Origin of the sequence: Flavobacterium sp. YJ01, assembly GCF_029320955.1 — a bacterium.
Lineage (GTDB): Bacteria > Bacteroidota > Bacteroidia > Flavobacteriales > Flavobacteriaceae > Flavobacterium.
On the sequence record NZ_CP119757.1, the window covers coordinates 5013551 to 5039174 of the forward strand.

Below are 25624 nucleotides of genomic sequence, written 5' to 3' on the forward strand. Positions count from 1 at the left end.
CAAAGAAACATATACGTTTCCTGCAAGGTTTTCAAAACCTTGTAGGTATCTAAAATGAACGTTAAAAAGTAAACCTGCAAGGTTTTGAAAACCTTGCAGGAAATAGAAAATATGAATAGAATAGTTTTTTTTATTTTTTGTTTTTTTTCAAGTCTTTGCTTTGTTTGGAGTCAGAGCAAAGATTCGGGGAAGTTTCGTAAAGAAATTTCACTGAATTCGTCTTGGGAAACCATAATGTTGGACAATCTTCCGGTGCAGGAAGACAGGTTTGTAGACCTTCCAAAAACTGATTCCAATTGGCAGAAGGTTAGTGTGCCTCACAATTGGGATCAGTATTATGGTTTTAGAAGAACAAAACATGGAAATTTACACGGTACTGCGTGGTACAAAAAAGCATTAAAACTTGATAAAAGCGCTGTTGGCAAAAGACTTTTTCTTTATTTTGAAGGAGTAAGTTCTTACGCAACAGTTTGGGTAAATGGCAAAAAAGTGGGCGAACACAAAGGTGGACGAACCACTTTTACGCTTGATATTACTAAGGCTGTTTCTTTAAATAAGGAGAATCTAATTTTAGTAAAAGCAGCGCATCCATCGTTTATTGCAGATCTTCCTTGGGTTTGCGGTGGCTGTTCTGGAGAATGGGGATTTTCTGAAGGTTCTCAGCCAATGGGGATTTTTAGACCAGTTTCTTTGGTTATTACAAACGATGTTAGAATTGAGCCTTTTGGTGTTCATATTTGGAACGACAAATCGGTTTCCAAACAAAAAGCGATTCTTCATACGACTACAGAAATCAAGAATTATGGTACTTCAAACAGAAATTTAAGGATTGAAAATATTCTTTATGATGCTTCGGGAAAGAAAGTTGTTATCACAAAAAGTGATATCAAAAACATTTCGGGAGAAACAAAAGAAATAGCACAGACACTTCCTGAGATTCAGAATCCGAAATTATGGTCACCATCCAATCCGTATTTGTATAAATTGGTGACTTCAATTTATGAAAACGGAAAAATAATCGATCAGTTAACAACACCTTATGGAATTCGTTGGGTAAGCTGGCCAGTAAGTCGCGACGGAAAAGATAATCGTTTTTTTATTAACGATGAACCTCTTTTTATAAATGGTGTTTGCGAATACGAACATTTAATTGGAAAAAGTCATTCGTTTTCAGACGAAATGATTCATTCCAGAATCGAACAAATCAAAGCAGGTGGATTTAATGCTTTTAGAGAAGCGCATCAGCCTCATAATTTATTATATCAAAAAGAATTAGACGAAAACGGAATCCTGTTTTGGAGTCAGTTTTCGGCGCATATTTGGTACGATACGCCAGAGTTTAAAGAAAACTTTAAAACCTTATTACGAGAATGGATTAAAGAACGCAGAAACAGTCCGTCTGTAGTAATGTGGGGATTGCAGAATGAAAGTACAATTCCAAAGGAATTTGCGGAAGAATGCACACAGATTATCCGTGAAATGGATCCGTTATCGGCCTCGCAAAGAATCGTAACAACTTGTAATGGAGGAGAAGGAACAGATTGGAATGTCGTTCAAAACTGGTCTGGAACTTATGGCGGAGATCCGTTAAAATACCATCTGGAAATGACCACTCAGTTATTAAACGGAGAATACGGCGCATGGCGTTCAGCCGATTTGCATACAGAAGGAGAATTTGACCAAAAAGGAACTTTAAGCGAAAACCGTTTTTCTCAATTAATGGAAATTAAAGTTAGAGAAGCCGAATCGGTAAAAGATAAAATTGCGGGACAATTCAACTGGCTTTTTGCTTCGCATGAAAATCCGGGAAGAGTTCAAAACGGAGAAGGTTTTAGAGACATTGACAAAGTCGGCCCAGTAAATTACAAAGGACTTTTTACCATTTGGGGCGAACCTTTGGATGCATTTTATATGTATCGAGCGAATTTTGTTTCGAACAAAACCAATCCGATGGTTTATATTGTTTCGCATACTTGGCCAAGCCGTTGGGAAAAATCGGGAATCAAAAACGGAATCGATATTTATTCGAATTGTGATGAGGTAGAATTGTTTAATGATGTCAATAAAGCTTCACTTGGAAAACTAAAAAATCCGGGAATCGGACAGCATTTTCAGTTTAATAATGTCAATATTCAGTACAATGTTTTATATGCCGTTGGTTATGTAAATGGGAAAGCGGTTGCTAAAGATTATATCGTTTTAAATAATTTTCCAAAAGCACCAAGTTTTGATGCTTTAACGTCTGAGAAAACAGATATAACAAAAGCCCAGAAAGGTTATAATTATATTTATAGAGTAAATTGTGGTGGTTCTGAATTGACAGATTCTGCTGGAAATACTTGGTTAACGGATACACATAAAAACGGTCAAAATACTTGGGGTTCGTTATCGTGGACAGATAATTTTGAAAAATTGCCAGACTTTTTTGCCAGTCAAAGAACAACTTTCGATCCAATAAACGGTACGAAAGATCCTGAGTTATTTCAAAGTTTTAGATATGGAGTTGATAAACTACGTTACGAATTTCCTGCTCCAGACGGAGAATATTTAGTAGAACTTTATTTCACAGAACCTTGGTACGGAACTGGCGGAGGTTTAGACTGCAAAGGCTGGCGTTTGTTTGACGTTGCAATAAACGAAAATGTTGTTTTAAAAGATTTCGATATTTGGGCAGAAGCTGGACATGATAACGCTTTGAAAAAGACCTTTAAAGTAAAAAGTACAAACGGAAAAATTGTGATTTCATTTCCAAATGTAAAAGCTTCACAAGCGATTATTTCTGCAATTGCAATTGCAACAAAAGACATTCATGCAAGACCAGCGTCAGAATCTTCAAAAAACATTCAGAATTTAGTTTTAGATTCTTATGATAAAAACAACAGAATAGCTTCATGGCTAGATATCAATTCAAAACAATATTCAGATTCTGATGTTGTTTTTACCGAATTGCCTTCGGAAGTTTTTGGAGCAGATTATTTGCAGTTTTCATCTCATTCTAAAAATAAAGGTTCGTTTACAGCTAGAGAAGAATCGACTGTTTATATTCTAGTTGATGATAAAATAAAGACATTAAAAGGGCTTTCAGATTATAAAAAAATAGAAGAAAAAGCAAAAAACAATAATGGAATTTCATTTGATGTTTTCACTAAAAAAGTAAAAAAAGACGAGAAAGTTATTTTTGATAATGCTGAAATTATAAATACAATTGCAATTGTTCCAACTTACGATATGGGCGAAAAAGACGTTTCAAGACCAGTTGTAATTATTGAAGCCGAAAAAACAAAAACAACTGGAACGGGAATCGAAAAAGGAAATTTCAAAAAAGCCGATTATATTGAATTTACTAAAAAGACCAATAATAGCATCGAGTTTGAAGTAAAACCTGGTGTTGCTGGAATTTATTTAATGCGTTTTAAATTTATGAATCGAAATGAAACGCCATTAAAAGTGAAATTTAAAATGGAAGATGCTTACGGAATTTTAATGCGAAATGATATCATCGAATTTTTCCCTTCACCAGAAAAATGGAAGATTTTGAATACAACTTCAGGAGGATATATTAATGCAGGAACGTATAAAATTACCTTGGAAGGTAATGATTTGAAGGGATTAATGTTGGACAATTTCGAATTTCAGTAAATAAAAAATTAATCTCGCAAAGTCGCAGAGGCACAAAGAAAATTAAACCATATAAGTAATATAAGATAATTTAAGTTTTGTCTTAATTGAACTTACATAACTTATATGGTTAAGAAAAAAACTTTGCGTTTCTGCGACTTTGCGAGAGAAAACTAAAGAATATGATTTTAAAAAAAATTACAATTGCGTTACTGTTTTCGGTATCTATTTTTGCGCAAAAGCAAGCCAGAATTATCGAAGATTTCAATAAAAACTGGAACTTCAAACTGGGAGATTATCCCGAAGCGATTAATGCCAGTTTCAATACATCAGATTGGAGAACGCTTCAATTGCCACATGATTGGAGTATTGAAGGAGCTTTTGATAAAGATAGTAAAACCAAGCAAGCACAAGGATTTTTACCCGCTGGAAAAGGTTGGTACCGCAAAGTATTTACTATTCCGGCAAGCTCGAAAAACAAAACCATTTCAATTGAATTTGATGGTGTTTTTAAGAATAGTGAAGTTTTTATCAATGGGAAATCATTGGGAATTCGCCCGAATGGTTATATTTCTTTTAGTTATGATTTGTCTCTGTATTTAAATTATGGACAAGCAAATACGATAGCTGTCAAAGTTGATAATGATGCTCAGCCAAATTCAAGATGGTATACAGGTTCTGGAATTTACAGAAATGTAAGATTGGTGACAAGCGAAAAATTGCATGTTAGAAAATGGGGAACTTTTGTGACTACGCCTGAGGTTTCGACGGTGAAATCAAAAGTACATTTAGAAATTACAATTGATAATGATAATGATACTGCCAAAGAATTTACATTGGTGACTTCTATTTTAGATGCAAAGAATAAAGAAGTGGCGAATAAGACTTCTGTAGAGAAAATTGGCGCTAAAACATTTGAAACGAAAGTGCATAATCTGGATGTTTTAAAGACTCAATTATGGAATACTGAAAATCCATACTTGTATAAAGTTGTCACAAAAATCTACGAGAAATCTGTACTAGTCGATAATTATGAAACACCACTTGGATTTAGATTTTTTAATTTCGATGCTGAAAAAGGATTTTCTTTAAACGGGGTTCCAACAAAAATATACGGAGTTTGTCTGCATCATGATAATGGTGCTTTGGGAGCAGTTGAAAATATTCATGCCGTTAGAAGAAAACTAACGTTGATGAAAGAAATGGGAGCAAACGCTATCAGAATGTCGCATAACCCGCATTCTTTGGAAATGATGCAATTGTGCGACGAAATGGGATTCATCGTTCAGGACGAAGCTTTTGACGTTTGGAAAAAGAAAAAAGTAACTAATGATTACCATAAAGATTGGGATGCGTGGCACAAACAAGATTTAGAAGATTTTATCAAAAGAGATCGTAATCATCCATCTGTTATGATGTGGAGTATTGGGAACGAAATTAGAGAACAGTTTGATTCGACTGGAATTGCGATTACGAGAGAATTAGCTAAAATTGTAAAATCACTAGATACAACTCGTCCAGTAACTTCGGCTTTAACCGAAAATGTAATTGAGAAAAACTTCATTTATCAATCTGGAGCTTTGGATCTTTTGGGATTCAATTACAAACATGAAGATTATAAAGATTTTCCAACGAAATTTAAAGGACAAAAAATATTGGCATCAGAAAGTGTTTCGGCTTTAGAAACGCGCGGACATTATGATTTTCCTGATGGAATTAAAGCCTGGCCAACCAAACACGGAGCTCCGTTTGATGGAAATGCTGATTGGACCGTTTCGGCTTACGATCAAGTAAAATCGTATTGGGGAGCAACGCACGAAGAAAACTGGAAAACAATTAAAAGTCAGGATTTCATGGCGGGAACTTTTATCTGGACAGGATTCGATTATATCGGAGAACCAGATCCGTATCCATATCCTGCAAGAAGTTCGTATTTCGGAATTGTTGATTTGGCCGGGCTTCCAAAAGATGTGTATTATATGTACCAAAGCGAATGGTCGAATAAAACGGTTCTGCATATTTTACCGCATTGGAACTGGAAAAAAAATCAGGAAGTTGAAGTTTGGGCTTATTACAACAATGCTGATGAAGTAGAATTATTCTTAAACGGAAAATCGCTAGGGAAGAAATCAAAACAAAATGATGATTTGCATATTTCATGGCGAGTAAAATTTGAGCCTGGAACATTAAAAGCCATTTCGAGAAAGAACGGAAAAGTGGTTCTGGAGAAAGAAATTCATACAGCAGGGGAAGCTTCTAAAATTGATTTAAAAGCTGATAAAACTGCAATCAAAAACGATACTTATGATTTGGTTTATGTAACAGTTTCAATGCTTGACAAAGACGGAAACTTATTGCCAAACGCAATGGATTTAGTTAATTTTGAAGTAACTGGCGGAGGAAAATTAGTTGGAGTTGATAATGGCTACCAAGCGAATTTGGATTCTTTTAAAGCCAATTCTTGTAAGTTGTTTAATGGAAAATGTATTGCGATTATTCAGTCGAATGGAAAGAAAGAAAAAATTCAGTTGAAAGCGACAGCAGGAAATGGAATTTCGGTTTCATCGATTAAGATAAGTGTTAATTAATTTTATATGTCGCTCCGCTGGAGCTTTGATTCCCTAATCGTTGATTATTTCTATAAATATTTTTTCTATAAATATTTCGCTCTTCCAGAGCTGATATAGAAAACGACAAATTTCTTAAAAAACAAAGCTTCGGAGAAGCATAATATTTATAGAAAAATGAATTTAAATATTGTAAAGAAGCTCCAGAGGAGCGAAATAATGCAAACCATCAAAATCCGTTTCAAACTAGAAGCGGATTTTTTTTTAGTCCGTTTAAAAATTGATATATTTATAAAATAATTCAAAAACAAAATGACACCAACTTTCTTCGCAGATCAATCCCAATTTAGAAAATGGCTGGAGAAAAATCATCAAAAAGAAAAAGAGCTTTTGGTTGGTTTTTATAAAGTTACGAGCGGAAAACCTTCTATAACTTGGCCAGAATCTGTAGATCAGGCACTTTGTTTTGGCTGGATTGATGGCGTTAGAAAATCTATTGATTTGGAGAGTTATACCATTCGTTTTACTCCAAGAAAAACTTCAAGTATTTGGAGTGCCATAAATATTCAAAAAATGGAAGATTTGACTAAAGCTGGACTAATGACAGATGCAGGCTTAAAAGCTTTTAGTTTTAGAACCGAAAATAAATCCAAAATTTACTCGCATGAAAAAGAACCAGTTCCATTGTTAGATAGTTATGAAAATCTGTTTAAAAGCAATAAAATAGCTTGGGAATTTTTCGAGAAACAAGCGCCTTCGTACAAAAAAGTTATGATTCATTGGATTATGAGTGCAAAGCAAGAAAAAACACAATTGTCAAGATTGGAAAAAACAATTGCCGAAAGCGAAAAACAGAAAAGAGTCTTGTAACAAATTATAATAAAATTTAGTATTTTAGTGCATTGATTTATAGTGATATATGGAAAAAGAAAATACCACAAAAATAAAAGGGGAAATTTTGCTGGGTATTATTTTTGCTCTCGAATTATACGCCTTGCCAGTGCAGTTTTATTTATTATTAAAAGGTTCTGAATTTACTTTTTTCAGTGCTGCTGTCCGCTTTTTTAGCTTCTTTACAATTACCACAAATTCTATAGTTTTTATTTGCACCGCCATGCTGTTATTTGGCGGAAAATGCGCAATGAATGCTTTTTTTCGAAAATGTACAACAGTCACTGCCATAACGGTTTATATTTTAATTGTTGGAATTGTTTTCAATTTACTTCTTCGTTCGATTGTTGACTTGCAAGGGCATCATCGTATTGTGAGCGAAATATTTCATACAGTTGTTCCTGTTTTATTCTTTTTTTATTGGCTGTTTTTTGTCAGTCCGCAAAAGATATCTTTTAGAGTTATTTCTTTTTGGCTGATTTATCCAATCATTTACATCATTTATACTTTGTTTCACGGAATTGTGACAAGTTTTTATCCGTATCCTTTTATTGATGCAACTAAATTGGGCTTCAAAACTGCAATTGTAAATGGTATATTTATTTTAGTTGCTTTTGTGGTTTTATCTATTATTTTGATTTCTGTTTTTAGATTAAAGACTAAAAGTTTTACTTAACATCTAAGAAGGCATTTTTAGTCAAAATGTACTTTCTGCCAAAAACACTTTAAAATTTGTTGTTGGTCGAAATTCTGTATTTCAGAAATTCAAATTATAGTACATTTATGTTTTATAGACTATTTTAAAGCACATCAGAATGAAAAAAATAATCCTTTCCTTATGCCTTTTTGGCGTAATATCTAATGTTTCAAGTCAGGAATTTGCCAATTCTCCAAAGCCTTTTGGACCAGTTCCGACGCAAAAACAAATCGACTGGCAGGAAATGGAATTCTATGCTTTTGTGCATTTTTCATTAAACACTTTTACCAATAAAGAATGGGGTTTTGGAGACGAATCGCCAGAACTTTTTAATCCGTCGCAATTAGACGTTCGCCAATGGGCGCGCGTGGTTAAAGAGGCCGGAATGAAAGGAATTATTCTGGTGGCTAAACATCATGACGGATTTTGTCTTTGGCCGTCAGCTTATACAGAACGTTCTGTAAAGAATTCGCCTTGGGAAAACGGTAAAGGAGATTTGGTAAAAGAATTGGCTGCTGCCTGTAAAGAATACGATTTAAAACTTGGTTTATACCTTTCGCCTTGGGACAGAAATCATCCTCAATATGGTAAACCTGAATATATTACGTATTTCAGAAATCAGTTGAAAGAATTATTGACCAATTACGGCGATGTTTTCGAAATGTGGTTTGACGGTGCAAACGGTGGCGATGGCTATTATGGCGGGGCAAACGAAACCAGAAAAATTAATTCGCTGACGTATTACAATTGGGATGAAACTTATAAGTTAATTTACAGTATCGCACCAAATACTTTGGTTTGGGGCGTTGGACCATCTGAAGCAAGATGGATTGGAAATGAAGAAGGACGTGCTGGAAAAACAAATTGGTCGTTGCTTCGCCAAAAGGATGAATTGGCTGGAAAAGTACATTACAGCGAATTTATGTCGGGGCATGAAGATGGAGAAAAATGGGTTCCTGGCGAAGCCGATGTTTCGATTAGACCAGGATGGTTTTATCATTCAGTTGAAGACGATAAGGTTCGTTCACTTGATGAAATGGTCGATATTTATTATGAATCGATTGGACGAAATGCGACTTTGTTATTAAATCTTCCAGTTGATAAACGAGGTTTGGTTCACGAAAATGACGAAGAAAGATTGAAAGAATTGGTTGCGACAATCAAAGCCGATTTCAAGAAAGAATTATTAAAAGAAACGAAAGTCCAAGCTTCCAACATTCGTGCAAACGATTCAAATTTCGGACCTCAAAATGTTATTGACGGAAATAAAAATACGTATTGGTCAACAGACGATAAAGTAAAACAAGCTTCAATTGAATTTACGTTTAAAAAACCAACAGCGATAAATAGAATTTTACTTCAAGAATATATTAAACTTGGACAACGTGTAAAAGCATTTTCTGTTGAAACAAATGTAAACGGACAATGGAAAACAATTGCCAATGAAACTACAATTGGTTACAAAAGAATTTTGCGTTTAGATCGTGTTATCGCTTCTGCTATCAGAGTAAATATTTTAGATGCAAAAGCTGGATTTGTAATTAGTACAATTGAAGCATTTAATGCACCAACTTTCGTTAAAGAGCCACAAATTCTTCGTGATAAAAACGGTTTGGTTACGATTAAATCGGAAGATGGAAATGCTGTTTATTATTCGCTTGACGGAAAAAAACCTTCGGAAAAAAGCATTTTATACAAAGCGCCATTTACTTATAATAAAGCAGTAACAATTCAAGCCATTTCGAGAAATACAAAAGAGAAAATCAACAGCACCGTGAAAACTGCAAAATATGGTGTTTCTAAAGAAAAATGGAGAGTAATTTCTATTTCTAGCGGAGATGATAAATCGGTTGAAAAAATTATTGATGGCGATGCCAATACTGCTTGGGGATTCGGAAACAATGAGAATAAATTGCCTCAAACCATTATTATCGATATGGGAGAATTAAGCACAATAAAAGGTTTTACATATACGCCACAGCAAGTTGGAAGCAATTTGAGCTTGATTTCAAATTATGAGTTTTATACGAGCGAAGATAATATTACTTGGACCAAACAATCAGAAGGAGAATTCTCAAATATAAAACATAATCCGATTGAACAAATTAAGAGTTTTGCTGCAGTAAAAGCAAGATTTTTAAGATTTGTAGCTACAGGAGCAGTAGGAAATAGTCAAACTGTTTCGATTGCTGAAATTGAAGTTGTGGAATAAATACGTAAATCCCAGCGGGATGAAATATTTATAGAATTGCAATAAGACAAATAAAAAAAAGCTCTGGAGGAGCGACATATTTTTTTACAATCTCAATAATATGCCGCTCCTCCGGAGCTTTATGTTGTAAATCTTTATTCTTTTTGCTATAAATATTTGGCTTCTTCGAAGCTTAAAAGAAATGCATCATTTTTTATGGGGCACTTGTATTTTGCTTTCTGCCGAAGCGCAATCGTTATTAGTCGAAATTTTACTAGGAAAGAGTAATTTAATTCTACTTTTATCTTACTAATTAAATGGCAAGCGGCAAATGATTAAAGAAGATATAGGTTTTAGAGAAGCTGGTAAATTTGAAGAAACTCGTTACGAGAAAATTCATAATGTTATTTTCGAATCTTCGCAGGAAGCTTCTGTATTAGTAGCTCGTGAAATTGCCAATTTAATTCAGAGAAAAAATGAACTAAACGAACCTTGTGTTTTAGGTTTAGCTACAGGTTCTTCGCCAATAAAAGTTTACGAAGAATTGGTTCGAATGCATAAAGAGGAAGGCTTAAGTTTTGCAAACGTAGTTACTTTCAATTTAGATGAATATTATCCGATGGATAAAAATGATATTCAGAGTTATTATCATTTTATGCACGAGCATTTGTTTCATCATGTAAACATTCATCCAGAAAATATAAATATTCCAGACGGACAAGTAAGTGCAGAGGAATTACAGCAATATTGTATAGATTACGAGATGAAAATTATCTCTTATGGAGGATTAGATTTTCAGCTTTTAGGAATCGGTAGAACGGGACATATCGGATTTAATGAGCCAGGTTCTCACGTAAATTCTGGAACAAGAAGTATTACTCTAGATCATTTGACTCGTATTGATGCTGCTTCTTCTTTTTTAGGAATTGATAATGTTCCTAGAAAAGCCATTACAATGGGAATTGGAACCGTTAGAAATGCAAAAAGAATTGTTTTGCTTGGTTGGGGAATAAGTAAAGCAGGAATTATAAAAAAGACAATCGAGGGCGAGGTTTCTTCGCAAGTGCCAGCAACGTATTTACAAGAGCATCACAACACAACATTTGTTCTAGATATAGAAGCTTCGTCTGAACTAACACGTGTAAAAACGCCTTGGCTTGTAAAGTCTTGTGTTTGGACTGACGAATTAAAATTAAAAGCGGTGGCTTGGTTAAGTGAGTTAACGAAGAAACCTTTCCTAAAACTGACGGATAAAGATTATAACGACAACGGAATGTCGAGTCTTTTGACGGAGGAAGGAACTGCATACGACTTGAACATTAAGATGTTTAACAAAATGCAGCAAACCATCACGGGATGGCCGGGCGGAAAACCCAATGCTGATGATACTTACAGACCGGAGCGTTCCACGCCGGAAAAGAAAAGAATTATCATTTTCAGCCCACATCCAGATGATGATGTGATTTCGATGGGAGGGACTTTTGATCGTTTGGTAGAGCAGGGGCATGAAGTTCATGTGGCTTATCAGACTTCTGGAAATATTGCCGTTTCGAATGAAGAAGCGTTGAAGTTTGCAGAAATTTCAAAAGCTTTAAATCCAAATTCTGAAATTTCGAAGGAGATTATTGATTTTCTTAAAAATAGAACTGGAACAGAAATCGATGCGCCAGAAGTTAGAAAATTAAAAGGATTAATTAGAAGAAGCGAATCTTTTGGAGCTACGCGTTATATTGGTTTGCCAGATTCTAACGTAAACTTTTTAGATCTTCCGTTTTACGAAACAGGAACAGTTAAAAAGAATAATCTTTCGGATGCAGATGTCGACATTATGTGTGACATTATTGAAAGAATAAAACCGCATCAAATTTATGCCGCTGGAGATTTAGCAGATCCGCACGGAACTCATAAAGTGTGTTTAGACAGTTTGTTTGAAGCTTTAAAAAAGCTAAAAAACGAAAACTTTATGAAGGATTGCTGGGTTTGGCTTTATAGAGGAGCATGGCATGAATGGGAATCGTACCAAATTGACATGGCAGTACCAATGAGTCCTGACCAAGTTTTAAAGAAACGACATGCTATTTTTTATCATCAGTCTCAAAAAGACGGCGTTATGTTTCAAGGTGATGACAGCAGAGAGTTTTGGGTGCGAGTTGAAGACAGAAATAGATTGACTGCAGAAAAATACCACAGTTTAGGATTAGCAGATTATTCGGCAATTGAGGCGTTTAAACGTTATCACTTCTAAATATTTTTCCAGCAATAAAGATAATAAACTATTTTTCATGGTTTATTTTGGTTAGTTACCTATAATTGAGAAAAAAAGCAGTCTGGAGAGACTGCTTTTTTGGTTTTTGTTATTTTTACCGAAAAGTTTTTTTAACGCAAAGTTCGCTAAGTTTTATTATTCATTATCCTTAAATATTAAGCAAAAAAAGTTCGCAAAGCTTTGTAAATAAACTTTGCGAACTTTTTCTTCTTTTACAGATTTCATAAAATGAATCTTTGCGAGCTTTGCGTAAAATCTTAGCGCTCTTTGCGTTAAAATTTATATAGAAGAATTCAAGATTTTCTGTTTTACTTCGTCGATATAAGATCTTCCGATAACATATCTAAGTCCTTCAATTTCAATGCTATTTCCTTCAACCGCGTCAATTTTATCAATTGCAATTGTGTATGATCTGTGGATTCTGATAAAATCTCTTTCTGGCAATAAACTTGTAAAATCAGATAAAGTGCTGTGAATGATAAACTTTCCTGAAGTTGTGCTTATTTTTAAATAATCCTTCAAACTTTCGATAACTAAAATTTCGTTCAAGAAAATCTTCTTCATTTTTTTCTTGTCGATTTTTACGAAGATAAAAGGATTTTCTTTGCTGTTTTCCTGCGGAAGTTTACTTGTATTATTAAGGCGTTTATTTATTTTATTAACGGCTTTCATCAATCTCGGAAACTCAATTGGTTTTACCAGATAATCTAGCACGTCAAGTTCGTACGTTTCAATTGCAAATTGATCGTAAGCGCTGGTAATAATAAGTAAAGGCGGATTTTCTAAACTTTTAATAAAATTTATACCGTCTAAAACTGGCATGTTTATGTCTAGAAAAATTACATCAATAGTATTGTTCTTTAAAAAATTTAGTCCTTCAATAGAATTACTGAAGGTGTTTATTAATTCTAAATCCTCAATTTGTTCAATATAATTCTTAATAACGTTTATTGCCAATGGCTCATCATCGATAATTAAACACTTTATTTTCATTTGCAAAATATTATTTAGGCCTATATGTGGTTTTTTGTAGGTATAGTTTTCTAAACTTGTAAAAGCGGGGCTATGTGACTTTTATAACTAGTTTAACGACAAAAATATTCTTTTTATTTTTAAATGAAAGCTTATAGTCACTTTTATTATATCCTAATTCAAGTCTTTTTTTCACGTTTTCAATACCTATACCACTTGACTTGTTAAAATTATCTTTATGTACGGTTAATTCAGGCATTGGGTTTGAAATAATAAAATAAAGATAATCGCCTTTTACTTTAAAATTAATGTCAATTATAACATTTCCAGTGTTTTTGTTTACTCCATGTTTAAAGGCATTTTCAACGAAAGTCAGAAGTAAAACCGGTGAAATTTCTTTATCATGAATATCTCCAGAAATATACATATTCACCTCTAAGCGCTCTCCGTTTCTAATTCTTTCCAAATCAAGATAATTCTGAATGCAGAGAATTTCATTTTCCAGAGATTGTTTCTTTTCTTTTGTTTCATAAAGCATATAACGCATTAATTCGGAAAGTTTTAAAACTATTTTTGGCGTTTTATTTGATTTTTCTACAGAAAGCGAATAAATATTATTTAAGGTATTAAAGAAAAAGTGAGGTGAAATTTGAGACTTTAAAAACAATAATTCGGTTTCTAATTGGGATTTTTCTAAGTCGGTTACACGTTTTTGTTCTTGTAATAAATCTAAGGTGATTTTAATAGCTGTAACAAAAGTCATAACATATAATTCGCCCATCATCATATCTATTGTATAATTTAGCGTAAGCGTATTAATAATTTGCGGGCCTTCTGGCCAAACATTATGCGTAATCAACAAATAAGTCAAATTGAATTTTACGACGACCATGACAAAAATAGCCGAAAGTACACTTATAATATATAGGAGGTATTTTTTGCGATAAACCAAATGTGGCATCAATACCAAAATATTAAGGTAACATAAAGCCATGTGGATTGGGAAACCGAGCAAAGTTGTTTTTAAAGAGTAAACGTAATCGTTAAAGTAGCTTCCCCAGCGGAATGTGTTGAACACAAAATACGTCAGCCAAAAGTAGGCATGATAGCGTATAGGGAGTCTGTAAGATTTGCCTGTGTTGAAAATCATAATGATATTATAAAATGTCGTTTGTTACTTTTTTTTGATGTTTAGAGCCGTTTAAATGTCGTCCGTCTAAAATTATTTTGGTAAAAGTTGAATTTATCTAAATTTAAAGTTAAATTAATATTGTTTTGATATGAAGAAAATTACTCTGCTCTCTTTAACGGTAATTTTTATTGCAAGTTGCAAAATAAAAGTAGATAAAAATACAGATCACAAAAGTTTTGCAACAAATTATGTAGATCCATTTATTGGTACTGGAGGTCATGGACATACGTATCCTGGCGCAACGGTTCCGTTCGGGATGCTGCAAGTGAGTCCGGATAATGGAATTTCAAGCTGGGACTGGTGTTCTGGTTATCATTATTCTGATTCGATAGTTTCTGGATTTAGTCACTTACATTTAAGCGGGACAGGAATCGGTGATTTGGCAGATATTTTATTTATGCCGACAAACAAAAAATTAGACTTAACCGCCAAAGCCGCTTCACGCGATTTCCTACCGTATAAATCAAAATATAGTCATGTTAACGAAAAAGCAGTACCGGGTTATTACCAAGTTTTTCTTGAAGATCCTAAAATCAATGTAGAATTAACTTCTACGCAAAGAACCGCATACCATAAATATACTTTTAATGATACCAATTCACAATCTGTAGTTGTAGATCTTGGTTTTGCTATCAATTGGGACAAAGCGGTTAAAACTTCTATTAAAATTGAAGATGCCAATACTATCAGCGGATACCGTTATAGTACAGGTTGGGCAAAAAATCAGAAAGTATTTTTTGTAGCGAAGTTTTCTAAACCAATAACAGAATCTATTATTACGGCTGATAAAAAAGTTGTTTCAGGTTCAAATGCTGAAGGCGAAAATACGGCGTTGCAATTATTTTTCGATGCTAAAAATTCTAAAGAATTAGGCGTAAAAGTGGCACTTTCTTCAGTAAGTGTTGAAAATGCAAAAGATAATTTAGATAAAGATCAGGAATTTGAAAAAGTAAAAAAAGCAGCTTCTGTTGATTGGAATAAAGCTTTAAGCAAAATTACAGTAGAAACTCCAGTAGATTCTGTAAAAACTATTTTCTACACCGCTTTATATCATGCACAAGTTGCGCCTGTAACGTATAGTGACAAAAACGGTCAATTTAGAAGAGAGGACGATAAAATTATTACCGCTAAAGATTATACAGCATATTCTACATTATCGCTTTGGGATACGTTTAGAGCAGAAAACCCATTGTTGACCATATTAGAACCAACGAAAGTTTCCGATTTAGTAAACTCGATGTTAGCGTATTACGAAACTAAAAAGATACTTCCGGTTTGGACTTTATATGCTAATGAAACCAATACGATGACAGGATATCATTCGATTCCAGTTATTGCAGATGCTTACATGAAAGGCATTAAAGGTTTTGATGCTGAAAAAGCTTTTGAAGCAATGAAAGCAACAATGATGCAAGACGAACGCGGATTGAATTTCTACAAAAAATACGGATACATTCCTTACAATTTATTAGACGAATCAGTTACAATCACTTTAGAATATGCTTACGACGATTGGTGTGTAGCGCAAATGGCGAAAGCTTTAGGTAAAACAGCAGATTATGAGTTTTTCTCGAAACGCGCAAAAGCATACGAATATTTATTTGATTCGAAATCTGGTTTTATGAGAGGAAAATCTGAAGATGGAAAATCTTGGAACGAACCTTTCGATCCTAAACACTCCAACCATAGAGAACATACCGATTATACAGAAGGAAATGCTTGGCAACATAGCTGGTTTGTGCCTCATAATGTAGATGAGTTTATTAATCTTCACGGAGGAAATGACATTTTTACAAAACGTTTAGAGCAGTTATTTACTGAGAGTTCTGAGATTACAGGAAACAATGTTTCAGCAGATATTTCTGGTCTAATTGGACAATATGCGCACGGAAATGAGCCAAGTCACCACATTGCCTATATGTTCAACCATGCGAAACAACCTTGGAGAACACAATATTGGGTGCATCATATTTTGGATACGCAATACAACACGACAGCAAACGGTTTAAGCGGAAATGAAGATTGCGGACAAATGTCGGCTTGGTATGTATTCAGTTCAATGGGATTATATCCGATGAATCCAGCTTCGGGAGAATATGAAATTGGAAGTCCGATTTTTGAGAAATCAACTTTAAATCTTCCAAACGGAAAAACTTTTGTAATTGAAGCAGAAAATGTTTCGAAGCAAAATTTTTACATACAATCGGCTACTTTAAACGGAAAAGCATTTAATAAAACAGCAATCTCTCACCAAGAAATGCTAAATGGCGGTGTGTTACATTTTGTAATGGGAGCACAGCCAAACAAAAACTGGGGTATAAACTAACTAATTCAAAAATAAATATTTAATGAACATTATTGACGTATCAATCATTTTAATCTATATCGTAATGTCGGTCGGTATAGGAATCTGGATTTCAAGAAAAGCATCAAAAGGGCTTGATGATTATTTCCTTGGAGGGAAATCAATCAAATGGTATTTTTTAGGATTGAGCAATGGCTCTGGAATGTTTGATGTTTCAGGAACTTCCTGGATGATTGGAGTTTTATTTTTGTATGGAGTAAAAAGTTTCATGTTTATGTGGCTTTGGCCGATTTGGAACCAGATTTTTGTTATGATGTTCCTCGCGGTTTGGATTAGAAGATCTAAAGTAATGACGGGTTCTGAATGGATTTTAACTCGTTTTGGAAGCGATAAAGCAGGAAAAGCATCGCATATTATTGTGGCCATTTTTGCTATTATTTCTACCATTGGTTTCATCGCATATTTCTTCGTCGGAATCGGAAAATTTGTAACCATTATTCTTCCTTGGGATTTGACAGTTCACATGAATGGTGGCGTTTTCTTAACATCAGAACAAGCTTACGCCTTGTTAATCATTTTCTTAACTACGATTTATACCGTAAAAGGCGGAATGTTTTCTGTTGTCGCTACAGAAGTTGTACAATATGTAATTATGATTATTGCCGGAGTTTTAATCGCTGGTTATGCTTTTATTAATTATACAGATATTCAGATCAATTCGGTAATTACGCCAGAATGGAAAAATGTTTTCTTCGGATGGGAATTCGAAACGCAATGGAGCGATAAATTCGATACTTTCAACAAATTAATTGATACTGAAGGTTACAAAATGTTTGGTGCTTTTATCGGAATGACACTTTTCAAAGGTTTCTTCGCGAGCGTCGCAGGGCCAACTCCAAGTTACGATTTACAGCGTGTTCTTTCTACAAAATCGGTAAAAGAAGCGGCTTATATGAGTGGTTTCACCAATTTGATTTTATTCATTCCTAGATATTTATTAATCACTGGAATTGTGGTTATTGCATTGGTAAACCTTGCACCAGAATTAAATGCAAACGTTAATCTTACTGGAGCAGATTTAGAATTATTGATGCCAAAAGTGGTCAATCTTTATATTCCAGTTGGTATTAAAGGAATTCTTCTTGCAGGTTTATTAGCCGCTTTTATGTCTGGATTTTCAGCTTTCGTAAATGCAGGACCAGCATATATTGTAAATGATATTTATAAAAAATACTTCAAACCAGTTGCTTCAAATGCACATTATATTAAAGTAAGTCAGATTTCTTCTTTCCTTGTTGTTGGACTTGGAGTTTTCATGGGATTCTTCGCAGATTCGATTAACTCGTTAACACTTTGGATTACAAGTGCTTTATACGGAGGATACGTTGCAGCCAACTTCTTAAAATGGATTTGGTGGCGTTTCAACGGATGGGGTTATTTCTGGGGAATGGTCGGCGGATTAATCGCAGCTTCTCTTCAATTCGTTTTAGATCAAAACAAAGGAAATTTAGCAGCGGGAACATTCTTGCATGATCTTTCGCAAGTGCCATCGATTTACTTATTCCCATTAATTTTCGGAATGTCAATTTTAGGTTGCCTTTTAGGAACTTACTTAAGCAAACCAACAGATATGGAAGTTCTAAAATCGTTCTACAGCAATGTTAGACCGTGGGGATTCTGGAATCCAGTTTACAAGCAATTAAAAGCGGAAGACCAATCTTTCCAAAAAAATAATGATTTCTATTTAGATATGATGAATTGTGTAATTGGAATTGTATGGCAGTCAAGCATGATTCTGCTTCCAATTTACTTTATCATTAGAGATTATCCGAAAGCGGGAGTTGCTTTGGTGGTTTTCTTAGTTACGACTACGGTGTTGAAGTTTACTTGGCTGGATCGAGTTAGGAAGATTGAAGAGTAAAGACTTGGTAGAGACAAGATTAAAGAAGCAAGATTTTCTCCAAAGTTTGTCATTCCGAGGAACGAGGAATCACACTCGGAACTCTACAATGATTGGTGGCATAGATTACGGAGCTTCTAGTGTGATCCTTCCTTCGTCAGGATGACAAAACGAAGCTTTAGAATAAAAGAATAAAAAAACTAATAAATAAAAAAGACAAAAAATGAGTACTATTCCTTGGCAAGACAGACCCGAAAACAGTAAAGATGTAATGTGGAGATATTCTGAGAATCCAATTATCGACAGATATTCGATTCCTTCATCAAACAGTATATTCAATAGTGCAGTTGTACCTTTTGGAGACGGATATGCTGGGGTTTTCAGATGTGATAATAAAGCAGTTCAGATGAATATTTTTGCTGGTTTCAGTAAAGATGGTATCAATTGGGACATTAACCATGAACCAATTGAGATGAAATCTGGAAATACAGAAATGATTGAATCTGCTTATAAATACGATCCGCGTGTGGTTTGGATCGAAGACCGTTACTGGATTACGTGGTGTAACGGTTACAACGGACCAACAATTGGTATTGGTTATACTTTCGATTTTAAAGAATTTTTCCAATGTGAAAATGCCTTTTTACCATTCAACAGAAACGGTGTTTTATTCCCACAAAAAATTAATGGAAAGTACGCGATGTTAAGCCGTCCAAGTGACAACGGACACACGCCATTCGGAGATATTTGGATTAGCTACAGTCCGGATATGAAATATTGGGGAGAACATAGATTGGTTATGAAACCGAGTCCGTTTGAGCAAAGTGCTTGGCAATGTACAAAAGTTGGTGCAGGACCAATTCCGATTTTAACTGACGAAGGTTGGTTAATGATTTACCATGGGGTTATCAATACTTGCAACGGTTTCCGTTACGCAATGGGTTCAGCTCTTTTAGATGTTGATTCTCCAGATCAGGTAAAATACAGAACACAACCTTATTTATTAGGGCCAGCAGAGACTTATGAAATGGTTGGAGATGTTCCAAACGTAGTATTCCCTTGTGCAGCTTTACACGATATTAAAGAAGATAAATTGGCAGTTTATTACGGTGCAGCAGATACGCACGTAGCAATCGCTTTCGGAAAATTAAGTGAAGTAATTCAGTTTACAAAAGATAATAGTTTATAGTATAAAGATGCATAGTAGAAGTAAATTATTGTCCCTTGCCGTTTTTTTTGTTGGATTGATGAATTATGCGCAATCTGAAAAAGAGGTTACGCCGAAAAGTTATATTGCGTATAAAACTTCAAAAGAAATTGTTATTGACGGAGACGGAGCAGATAAAGACTGGGAAAAAGCATCTTGGACAACACCTTTTGTCGACATAGAAGGCGTTGAAACTCCAAAATATAAGACTCAAGTCAAAATGCTATGGGACGATAAATACTACTATATCCTAGCAAAAATGGAAGAGCCTCACGTTTGGGCAAATCTAAGACAGCGCGATACGATTATTTTCTACAATAATGATTTTGAAGTTTTTATCGATCCAGATAATGATACTCATAATTATTATGAATTAGAAATTAATGCTTTAAACACGGCTTGGGATTTATTCATCAATAAGCCCTACCGTGAAAAAAATACCGTTCTAAACGACTGGAATATTGATGGATTAAAATCAGCGGTAAAAGTTGATGGAACTTTAAATAATGCTTCAGATATTGATAAAGGCTGGACATTAGAAATTGCCATTCCGTGGTCGGTTTATAAAACATCTTATCACGATAATATTGTTCCAAAAGATAAATTTTGGAAGGTTAATTTTTCTCGGGTAAATTGGCAGCATTCTGTCGTTGACGGAAAATACGAACGAAAAAAAGATTCAGAAGGAAAGTTTCTCCCAGAATACAATTGGGTTTGGTCGCCTATGGGAGTCATCAATATGCATGAGCCCGAAAAATGGGCTTATGTATACTTTTCTTCAAAAGAAAGCGATGATAAATTTACAATTCCGCAGGAAGAAAAAGTAAAATGGGAACTGTATACATTGTACCGCGCTCAAAAGAGATATTTCGATAAGAATAAATCTTGGGCAAAATCACTGCAAAGTATCAGTAAAAAAAATATAGTTGTTAACGGAAAGACTTTAAAACCAGTTTTAGAAAATCATTCATCAGGATTTAATATCTTGGTAAAGAGTCCTTTTTCAAACAAAACCTTAATAATTAAAGAAGATGGTAAAATTATTACGAACGAATAAGTTTCAAAAACTATCAAAAGTTTTAGTATTAGCGCTTTCGCTGAGTTTATTCTCTTGCGGACAAAAAGAAAATAAAGAACAGGAAGACGGAAAATTCACTTTTGGAGTTTGGACAACTGCTGACGCTAAAAAATCGGATGCAGATTATTCGAAAGAATTCAAAAAATACAAAGACGGCGGAATCGATGAAGTTTTAATTAACACGCAAACCGATCCGAAACTATTAGCAAGATTAGTGCCTCTTGCCACAAAAGAAGGTCTAAAAGTTCACGCTTGGATTATGGCCATGAATCGTCCAAATGATTCAGTTGCTTTACAGCATCCAGATTGGTATCAAGTAAGCAAAGAAGGAAAATCTTGTTTTGATAACCGTCCTTATGTAGATTATTACCAATGGCTTTGCCCGACTAAAGAAGAGTCTAGAAATCACGTTTTAGGTTTAGTGGAAGGTTTAGCAAAAGTTGAAGGAATCGAAAGCGTACATTTAGATTACATTCGTTTCCCAGACATTTTCTTGCCAATCAGTTTATTACCAAAATACAATTTGGTTCAAGATGTAGAATTACCTCAATTTGATTTCTGTTATTGTGATGCCTGCGTAAGCAAATTCGAAAAAGAACACCACAAAAATCCAAAAGAAAGCCACAACACTTCAATTGATATGGAGTGGAAAAACTTCAGATTAAATGCTGTAAAAGCAGTGGTTGATGATGCCTATAAAATTGCCCACAAATACAATAAAAAATTAACAGCAGCAGTTTTTCCTTATCCAGAAATGGCAGATCACATGGTTCGTCAGCGTTGGGACAAATGGAATATCGACGAAGTATATCCAATGATTTACCATAGTTTTTATGATGAAGAAATTGATTGGGTTGGTTACGCAACAAAACAAGGTGTGGCCGATTTAGAAGGAAAACCGACGAAAGTAAATACAGGAATTTATATTCCGGGATTAAAATCGGATGCAGAATTGAAAGAAGCGATTTTGCAAGCCAAGAAAAATGGCGCAACTGGAGTTTCATTTTTTGACGGAAATGCCTTATCAGATAGTAATTTAAAAACAATTGCGGCCGTAAAATCGTCTTTGTAGTCGATTTTACTGGGATTAAAAAAGATTACTGATTAATTTAGCAACGTTAAGAACATTTAGTTTTGGAATGTTGAATAAAACCAAAAGACATGTCAAATAGAAGAGATTTTATCAAGAAAACCACTTTAGGCACCTTAGCCATAAGTTCTGTTTTGGGCGTAAGCGGATTTGCTGCCAATCATGAAAATGAACCAGAAGTTGAATCAAAAGAAAAAAAGCAGACCAAACCAATTATTATTTCGACATGGAATCACGGTTTGCCTGCGAATAAAGAATCTTGGAAGAATTTAAAAGAAGGAAAATCGGCTTTAGATGCCATCGAAGCCGGAATGAAAATACCTGAAGCCGATCCAACTGTACGAAGTGTTGGTTACGGAGGATATCCAGATCGTGAAGGGAAAGTAACTCTTGATGCTTGTATTATGGATCATAATAGCAATTGCGGTTCAGTTTGTTTTTTGCAAGGAATAATGCATCCAATTTCTGTTGCGAAAAGAGTATTGCAAAATACGCCTCACGTAATGTTAGCAGGACAGGGAGCATTACAATTTGCCTTATCAGAAGGTTTTAAAGAAGAAAATTTATTGACTCCAGAATCTGAAAAAGACTGGAAAAAATGGCTGGAAGATTCCAAATACAAACCAGTTATTAATATAGAAAATCACGATACCATAAGCATGCTAATGTTAGACCAAGATGGTAATCTTTCCGGTGGTTGTACTACAAGTGGTGCGGCTTGGAAAATGCACGGACGTGTTGGAGATTCTCCAATAATCGGTGCAGGTCTTTTCTTGGATAATGAAGTAGGAGCTGCCGCTGCAACTGGTTTAGGCGAAGCGGTTATTAGAACTGCCGGAAGTGCAATGGTTGTCGAATTAATGCGTCAGGGAAAATCGCCTTACGATGCTTGTAAAGAAATCACAGAACGTATTTACAACAAACATAAAAACCACAAAGACATGGAATACCTGCAAGTTGGTTTTATTGCTTTGAATAAAAACGGTGAATATGCAGGTTACAGCTTAAGATCAGGATTTAATTTTGCCGTATCTGATGATGCAAAAGGGCATAGAATGGAAGATGCGAAATTTAAAATGTCTTGGGATAAATAATATTAATCCGTTGAATAAATTAAACGCAATATTTGTCATTTCGACGAAGGAGAAATCTCCGCAAGGAACTCTACAAAGATTGGCGAGTTGCTTTGAGGAATTCCTAGTTTGATCCTTCGTTCCTCAGGATGACAAACAAAAACTAAAAAACTACCTCTCTCGGGTTTTTAACAGCAAACCACCCAGAGAAACCAAAAAACAAAGAATGAAAAAAGTATTATTCCTATTAACCCTAATCACTTCAATTTTCTCGGCTAACGGGCAGAAAATTTACACAGAAAGCGATATTCGTATCATTCCAAAACCGACTCAAACTTTTATTAAAACAGGTGTTTTTGAATTTACAAAAGATACAAAGTTCGTAGTAAACGGTGATTTTCAGAAAGATGCTGCAAATGCTTTGGCTTCTAAATTTGGAACTGCTGCAGGATGGAAACCAGAGGTTACCACAAAAGCTCCTGCTAGTAATTATGTTTTGCTGAAAACAGATCCAAATTTAAAAAATGAAGCTTACGTTTTAGATGTAAATCCAACTAATATTGTTATTTCTGCAAAAGGAAATAATGGTTTTTTATATGCTTTAGAAAGTATCAGACAATTACTTCCAGAAGCAATCGAAAGTCAGTTTGCAATTACTTCTGCAAAATGGGAAATTCCGAGTTTGACAATTAATGACGAACCTCGTTTTAAATGGAGAGGTTTAATGTTGGATTTTTCACGTCATTTCTTCGATAAAAATTATGTTTTAGCTACAATCGATCGTTTAGCTGCGCATAAAATGAACGTTTTACACATGCATTTAGTAGACGATCAAGGCTGGAGAATTGAAATTAAAAAATATCCAAAACTAACAGAAGTTGGTGCATGGAGAGTAGATCAGGAAAATAAAAGCTGGAACGCCAGATTGACTACAAATCCTGATGAAAAAGGAACTTACGGTGGATTCTTCACGCAAGAAGAATTAAAAGAAATTGTAAAATATGCTGCAACAAAAGGGATTGAAGTAATTCCAGAAATCGAAATGCCAGCACACGTAAGTAGTGCAATTGCCTCTTATCCAGAATTGGCTTGTTTTGATCAGAGAATTGGAGTTCCATCAGGCGGAGTTTGGCCTTTAACAGATATTTACTGTGCAGGAAAAGAAACGACATTTGAGTTTTTGCAAAATGTTTTAGACGAAGTAATGGCAATTTTTCCTTCTAAATATGTTCATATTGGAGGTGATGAAGCAACTAAAACCAATTGGGCAAAATGTCCGCACTGCCAAAAAAGAATTAAAGACGAGCGCTTAAAAAGTGTAGAACAATTACAAAGTTATTTCGTAAAACGTATTGAAAAATATGTTAATTCGAAAGGGAAAAAACTAATTGGCTGGGATGAAGTTCTGGAAGGCGGATTAAATCCAAGCGCAACAATTATGTGTTGGAGAGGCGAAAAAATTGGTGCAGAAGCTGCTAAACAAGGTCACGATGTAATTATGTCTCCAGAATCTCCTTGTTATTTTAACTTCTATCAAGGACCACAAAATGAAGAACCTTTAGCTTTTGATGCATATAATCCGTTAAATAAAGTATATCAGTTTGATCCAGTTGTTCAGGGAATGACACCTGAGGATGCTTCTCATATTTTAGGCGGACAAGCCAATTTATGGGCAGAACATATTGCAGGACCAAAAGATTCTGAATATATGATTTTCCCAAGATTAGCCGCTTTATCAGAAACATTATGGAGTCCGAAAGAGAAACGAAATTGGAATGATTTTACATCAAGATTATTCTCAATGTTTAAACGTTACGATTATCAGGGATTAAATTATGCGAAAAGCGCTTATTTGGTAACGGCTTCTTCTACAGCGGATTTGGGGAATAAACAAATCAAAGTGGAATTGAAAAATGAGTTTCCAAATCCAGATATACGTTATGTTTTAGGAAATCAAAACATCGATCATCACGCAATAAAATACACAACTCCAATTGAAATCAAAGAAACAACAGTTTTAAAAGCTTCTTTATTTCAGGATGAAAAACCAGTTGGAAAAACATTTACAGACACTATTGTTTTCCATAAAGCATTTGCAAAAAAAGTGAAATACTTAACACCTTTTAATGATAATTATAAAGGTGATGCTAATACTATGGTGAATAGCATTAGAGGAAGCAAAAATTTCCATGACGGACAATGGCAAGCTTGGCTAGTTAATGATATGGAATTGGTAATCGATTTGGATAAAGTAGAAAGTATTGAGCAAGTATCAGTTGGAGCTTTAGAAAGCCAAGGCGCAGGAGTAAATTTCCCAATTCAAGTGAAAGTATTGATTTCTACTGATGGAATTAAGTATACGCAAGTTGGAAAAATAACACGTCCGTATGCAGCAAATCCAGTTCCTGAATTGAAAGATTTTAAAATCAATTTCCAAAAACAAAATGCACGTTTTGTGAAAGTAATTGGAGGCAACTTAAAGAAAAGCCCAAAAGGAGAAAGCTCTTGGTTGTTTGTTGATGAAATTTTGGTGAATTAAATATTTTTAAACACATAGTCCCGATAGCTATCGGGGAT

The 25624-nt window shown here is 34.5% G+C and carries 15 protein-coding genes; 13 read left to right on the forward strand and 2 right to left on the reverse strand.

The genetic code is table 11. The annotated features are described in order from the left end of the window. Nucleotides 1-111: 111 nt before the first annotated feature. The 6 genes from P0R33_RS21580 (at nt 112) to nagB (ending at nt 12209) form a co-directional block, all read left to right on the forward strand. Nucleotides 112-3639 carry a malectin domain-containing carbohydrate-binding protein gene (locus tag P0R33_RS21580; RefSeq protein WP_276173228.1) on the forward strand — a complete coding sequence of 1176 codons (3528 nt, stop codon included), beginning with the start codon at nt 112-114 and terminating at the stop codon, nt 3637-3639. Between the two features lie 161 nt (nt 3640-3800). Continuing rightward, nucleotides 3801-6206 carry a sugar-binding domain-containing protein gene (locus tag P0R33_RS21585; protein WP_276173229.1) on the forward strand — a complete coding sequence of 802 codons (2406 nt, stop codon included), beginning with the start codon at nt 3801-3803 and terminating at the stop codon, nt 6204-6206. Between the two features lie 291 nt (nt 6207-6497). Then, complete coding sequence (locus tag P0R33_RS21590; RefSeq protein WP_276173230.1) at nt 6498-7055, forward strand: YdeI/OmpD-associated family protein; 558 nt, start codon at nt 6498-6500, stop codon at nt 7053-7055. A gap of 49 nt (nt 7056-7104) precedes the next feature. Then, nucleotides 7105-7752 (forward strand): Pr6Pr family membrane protein, encoded by a 648-nt coding sequence (locus P0R33_RS21595; RefSeq protein ID WP_276173231.1) that lies wholly within the window; start codon nt 7105-7107, stop codon nt 7750-7752. 139 nt (nt 7753-7891) lie between these two features. Beyond that, nucleotides 7892-9985: an alpha-L-fucosidase gene (locus P0R33_RS21600; RefSeq protein WP_276173232.1), complete on the forward strand. Its 2094-nt coding sequence runs from the start codon at nt 7892-7894 to the stop codon at nt 9983-9985. Between the two features lie 310 nt (nt 9986-10295). Further along, nucleotides 10296-12209 carry a glucosamine-6-phosphate deaminase gene (gene nagB, locus P0R33_RS21605; RefSeq protein ID WP_276173233.1) on the forward strand — a complete coding sequence of 638 codons (1914 nt, stop codon included), beginning with the start codon at nt 10296-10298 and terminating at the stop codon, nt 12207-12209. 300 nt (nt 12210-12509) lie between these two features. Here the strand turns inward: nagB and P0R33_RS21610 are convergent, their stop codons facing one another. Together P0R33_RS21610 and P0R33_RS21615 are read right to left on the reverse strand one after the other, a co-directional pair. Continuing rightward, on the reverse strand, nt 12510-13223 hold the full coding sequence (locus tag P0R33_RS21610; protein ID WP_144219592.1) for a response regulator transcription factor: 714 nt from the start codon (nt 13221-13223) through the stop codon (nt 12510-12512). 70 nt (nt 13224-13293) lie between these two features. After that, on the reverse strand, nt 13294-14352 hold the full coding sequence (locus tag P0R33_RS21615; protein ID WP_276173234.1) for a sensor histidine kinase: 1059 nt from the start codon (nt 14350-14352) through the stop codon (nt 13294-13296). A 130-nt stretch (nt 14353-14482) separates the two neighbouring features. On the opposite strand from P0R33_RS21615, the gene P0R33_RS21620 reads away from it, so the two are divergent. The 7 genes from P0R33_RS21620 (at nt 14483) to P0R33_RS21650 (ending at nt 25586) form a co-directional block, all read left to right on the forward strand. After that, nucleotides 14483-16720 (forward strand): GH92 family glycosyl hydrolase, encoded by a 2238-nt coding sequence (locus P0R33_RS21620; RefSeq protein ID WP_276173235.1) that lies wholly within the window; start codon nt 14483-14485, stop codon nt 16718-16720. A 22-nt stretch (nt 16721-16742) separates the two neighbouring features. Next, nucleotides 16743-18620, forward strand: a complete 1878-nt coding sequence (locus tag P0R33_RS21625; protein WP_276173236.1) for a sodium:solute symporter family protein — start codon at nt 16743-16745, stop codon at nt 18618-18620. A gap of 202 nt (nt 18621-18822) precedes the next feature. Continuing rightward, nucleotides 18823-19788 carry a glycoside hydrolase family 130 protein gene (locus P0R33_RS21630; RefSeq protein WP_276173237.1) on the forward strand — a complete coding sequence of 322 codons (966 nt, stop codon included), beginning with the start codon at nt 18823-18825 and terminating at the stop codon, nt 19786-19788. A 7-nt stretch (nt 19789-19795) separates the two neighbouring features. Continuing rightward, entirely contained in the window at nt 19796-20863 is a 1068-nt protein-coding gene (locus P0R33_RS21635; RefSeq protein WP_276173238.1) for a carbohydrate-binding family 9-like protein, read from the forward strand. Further along, a complete protein-coding gene (locus tag P0R33_RS21640) occupies nt 20838-21956 on the forward strand; it encodes a putative glycoside hydrolase (RefSeq protein WP_276173239.1) in 1119 nt (372 codons plus the stop codon). Before P0R33_RS21635 ends, P0R33_RS21640 begins: the two co-directional genes overlap by 26 nt. 89 nt (nt 21957-22045) lie before the next feature. After that, complete coding sequence (locus P0R33_RS21645; protein ID WP_276173240.1) at nt 22046-23068, forward strand: N(4)-(beta-N-acetylglucosaminyl)-L-asparaginase; 1023 nt, start codon at nt 22046-22048, stop codon at nt 23066-23068. A 205-nt stretch (nt 23069-23273) separates the two neighbouring features. Next, nucleotides 23274-25586, forward strand: a complete 2313-nt coding sequence (locus P0R33_RS21650) for a family 20 glycosylhydrolase (protein ID WP_276173241.1) — start codon at nt 23274-23276, stop codon at nt 25584-25586. Nucleotides 25587-25624 lie beyond the last annotated feature (38 nt).

Bases quoted from the DNA above. Each gene is read 5' to 3' on its own strand.
- P0R33_RS21580 (WP_276173228.1), top strand. From the start codon at position 112: ATGAATAGAATAGTTTTTTTTATTTTTTGTTTTTTTTCAAGTCTTTGC.
- P0R33_RS21585 (WP_276173229.1), top strand. From the start codon at position 3,801: ATGATTTTAAAAAAAATTACAATTGCGTTACTGTTTTCGGTATCTATT.
- P0R33_RS21590 (WP_276173230.1), top strand. From the start codon at position 6,498: ATGACACCAACTTTCTTCGCAGATCAATCCCAATTTAGAAAATGGCTG.
- P0R33_RS21595 (WP_276173231.1), top strand. From the start codon at position 7,105: ATGGAAAAAGAAAATACCACAAAAATAAAAGGGGAAATTTTGCTGGGT.
- P0R33_RS21600 (WP_276173232.1), top strand. From the start codon at position 7,892: ATGAAAAAAATAATCCTTTCCTTATGCCTTTTTGGCGTAATATCTAAT.
- nagB (WP_276173233.1), top strand. From the start codon at position 10,296: ATGATTAAAGAAGATATAGGTTTTAGAGAAGCTGGTAAATTTGAAGAA.
- P0R33_RS21610 (WP_144219592.1), bottom strand. From the start codon at position 13,223: ATGAAAATAAAGTGTTTAATTATCGATGATGAGCCATTGGCAATAAAC.
- P0R33_RS21615 (WP_276173234.1), bottom strand. From the start codon at position 14,352: ATGATTTTCAACACAGGCAAATCTTACAGACTCCCTATACGCTATCAT.
- P0R33_RS21620 (WP_276173235.1), top strand. From the start codon at position 14,483: ATGAAGAAAATTACTCTGCTCTCTTTAACGGTAATTTTTATTGCAAGT.
- P0R33_RS21625 (WP_276173236.1), top strand. From the start codon at position 16,743: ATGAACATTATTGACGTATCAATCATTTTAATCTATATCGTAATGTCG.
- P0R33_RS21630 (WP_276173237.1), top strand. From the start codon at position 18,823: ATGAGTACTATTCCTTGGCAAGACAGACCCGAAAACAGTAAAGATGTA.
- P0R33_RS21635 (WP_276173238.1), top strand. From the start codon at position 19,796: ATGCATAGTAGAAGTAAATTATTGTCCCTTGCCGTTTTTTTTGTTGGA.
- P0R33_RS21640 (WP_276173239.1), top strand. From the start codon at position 20,838: ATGGTAAAATTATTACGAACGAATAAGTTTCAAAAACTATCAAAAGTT.
- P0R33_RS21645 (WP_276173240.1), top strand. From the start codon at position 22,046: ATGTCAAATAGAAGAGATTTTATCAAGAAAACCACTTTAGGCACCTTA.
- P0R33_RS21650 (WP_276173241.1), top strand. From the start codon at position 23,274: ATGAAAAAAGTATTATTCCTATTAACCCTAATCACTTCAATTTTCTCG.